This window comes from Rothia sp. HMSC072E10, assembly GCF_001813965.1.
Lineage (GTDB): Bacteria > Actinomycetota > Actinomycetes > Actinomycetales > Micrococcaceae > Rothia > Rothia mucilaginosa_A.
Genome location: NZ_KV814491.1, coordinates 913,161 through 916,200 on the forward strand (window position 1 = coordinate 913,161; position 3,040 = coordinate 916,200).

Sequence of the window (3,040 nt, forward strand, 5' to 3'; positions counted from 1 at the left end):
GTTTTTCAGACATGAAAGTCCTCATTTCGTATGTGGTTGGTGAATATCCGGAAGTGCGCCACGGGCAGGTGGCGTACCTTCCCAAGGATACATTAGGGGGAGAAATCCCTTGCTGCGAATAGATGGAGGTGCATGTATACACTTTGGTGCAGTGTCTACTACGGGAAAATTTGTCTCATACCAAGACGTGGAGATGCGCTTTATCGCGAAATAGTGTAATGTTCGAGGTGGTGCAAAGCACTAACGGTGCGTATTTGATATTCGCGTATCTAATGCACATCTTCCGGCAACTCAACGACGAAAGAGGATCATCGTGTCCGATCGCGTACTCTCATCGCAGGCAGCCAAGGATGCTATTACTGCTCTCCAGAACATCATCAATGGCGGTCTGCAGAACGAAATCAATAACCTCAACCAGCAGGGTAACCAGCTGAAGGACCCCAACAACTGGGATGGCCCCCTGGCTGAGCGTTTCCGCAATGACACCTGGCCTGGCGTAGAAAACACCCTGCGTAACCTGACCCAGGAACTGACCGACCTGCGCGAGCAGCTCAACCAGATTTCTACCGATATTTTCCAGGCAGGTGGCGGCGCCTAAGCCTTCCCTGGTGAACGCCGTTTACCGCCCCGCTCCCCGGCTACGGGGCGGTGTGCGGTAAACGGCGTTTTCTGTTATTCGGCTTCAACGCACGTCGTATATAGGCGCAGTAAATGTGCTTGCTAGGACGTGTTTAATCACCACACTTCCGTACTAACCACACCGAAAGACAACAGAGCATGAATCTGAATACTGAAAAAGTCAAGTACGATGATGCTACGTCGGATGCCCTTGCCAATGCCTGCCGCACCGTTGCGCAGAATATTGACGGTGCGTTACCTCCGCTGAAGAACTCGCTGACAACAGCTTTGGAGGACTTTAAAGGTCACTACGCCGATGTTGCGGCGGCAAATATTGATACCACCATTAGCGATGGTCGTGATATCGCCAGCATCTTCCGTCAACTGGCTGATGTGGTGGATCGCCTCAAAGAGTCAGCTCATAAGGAAAATGAGAACCGCGACCTTATGTACCACTATGAGCATGACTTGGGTGGTTTCCGTAAATGGTGGGTTGAAACGTTCGGAGGTGAACCGCCTAAGCCGACATCGTATAAGCCGGATACCTCGATTGACACCACATCGCTAGGTCATCGTGAGAGCACTGAGACCCGCTCAGGGAGTATGACTGTTTCTTCGGCGCGCCCTTCGACTGTGCGTGCTCTCTCCAATACTTTGGCGAACCTTGGTACTAGCTTTGATGCTGAGCCGGGTAAGCTCCGTAACCTTTCCACAGAGTTTATGGTTAAGTGCCAGTGGGGCTCCGTCGATGCTGAAAATCTCATCAGCACGTTTGAAGCATGGAATAAGTCGAACGCCAACGATAAGACCTGGCTGGGTATCGTAGCCGATACCTTTGAGCAGTACGGTAGCTCAGGCCAGATTATTACCGTTGCCAATTCCACTCTGGAAGGTGCAATTAGCGCAGCTGGCGTTAGTACTGAGCGCCATGATTTGGAAGTTCCAGCGCCGGCTGTAGTAGGAATGTCCACTACCAGCGGTTACGTGAACGACCCCGTAAACGTTGCAACCGGTAACTTCATCGAAGAAGAAACCGACATGGCATTCTCCGGCGTGGTTTCTGCCTGCACTGTAACCCGCATGTACAACAGCGTGACCGTGTTCGGTCAGCACGCTGTATCCGGTGTATTCGGCGCGGGCTGGTCCTCGAATATTGAGAGCCGCGTGCAGCTGAACGCTGAGAATGCTGTCTGGACGATGCCTGAAGGTCGTGAGGTCACCTTCGACCGAATGATTCGTGAGGACGGCACCCACGGCTACGCTCGTGCCCCGCGTGAAGCATGGTGGCTTGAAGAACTGCCCCTCACCCAGCTGACGGGTGAAGAGGGCTCTATTGCTGACCCCTCCCTGCGCTATATTTTGCACACGACGGGCTACGATGCCTCGTCTCTGTTGCGTATCTCTGACAATTCTGGCACCCAGCACATTTTTAGCCTCACCGGTGTTTACCTGGGCATGAGCACTGGAGCAGGTACTGCTGTCGCATACCTGCGCGATGAAGAGGGCCGCGTTAGCGCTATCGTACATCAGCGCGGTGCACGTATCAACGTGGAGTACACCGAAGGTGGCCTTGTCGGTGCTATCCATTCTTCACGCGGCCAGTCTGTGCGTTATGAGTACGTCACCCTTGACGGTCGTACTCACCTGTGTGCTGTGCACGGTGATGCCGGTACCCGCCGTTATGAGCACGACGCTACCGGCCTGATTCACCGCGTGGTGGCTAGCACCGGTGCTGTTGAAGTAACGAACTACTACGACCCGACCGGTCGCATTACCGAACAGGACACCGAATACGGTCGTCGTGTTCGCTACCGCTACCTGCCGAACGGTATTACTGACGTTTCGAATGAGGATGCCTCCTACACGAACCTGTGGGTCAATGACCAGTACGCACGCCTGACCGCTATTGTTGACGCGGAAGGCGGGCGTAGTAGCTATGCCTACGATGACTTTGGCAACCGTGTGAGTGTGGTGGACCGCGATGGTTCCCGTACCACTCGCTACAGCGATGAGCGCGGCCGCATTATTCGTGAGGTCACCGATGAGGGTGCTGAAACCCTCTTCGCCTATGACGAGCATGACCGCGTGGTCTCCGTGGCAATGAGTGCTATTGAGACGGACCCGCGCGCTCGACGTGCCGCCCGTCTGGCTCGTCGTGCCCGCCTGGAGGCTGAAGCCCAGGGCCGCACTTTTGAGGGTGTTTCGGGGCAGGAGCCTGCTCAGAGCCCTGCCGTAAGCCCGATGACTACGGTGACTTACGAGTACGCCAGCGATTTTGAGCGTAACCCCTCTTCTATGACCGACGGTAACGGTCATGTGACCCGTTTTGAGTGGTCTGATGGTCTGCTGCAGCGTGTGGTGAGCCCTGAGGGCGTTACCGTCTCCTTGGAGTATGACGAGTGTGGTCTGCTGACCGGTATTC

At 54.8% G+C, this 3,040-nt stretch carries 2 protein-coding genes; both read left to right on the plus strand.

Features of this window, described 5'->3' with window-relative positions:
- Positions 1-313 precede the first annotated feature (313 nt).
- Complete coding sequence (locus HMPREF2944_RS08875; protein WP_049342976.1) at positions 314-598, plus strand: pyrophosphorylase; 285 nt, start codon at positions 314-316, stop codon at positions 596-598.
- A gap of 623 nt (positions 599-1,221) precedes the next feature.
- On the plus strand, positions 1,222-3,040 hold a 1,819-nt coding region (locus tag HMPREF2944_RS08880; protein WP_246826302.1), incomplete at its 3' end, for a DUF6531 domain-containing protein.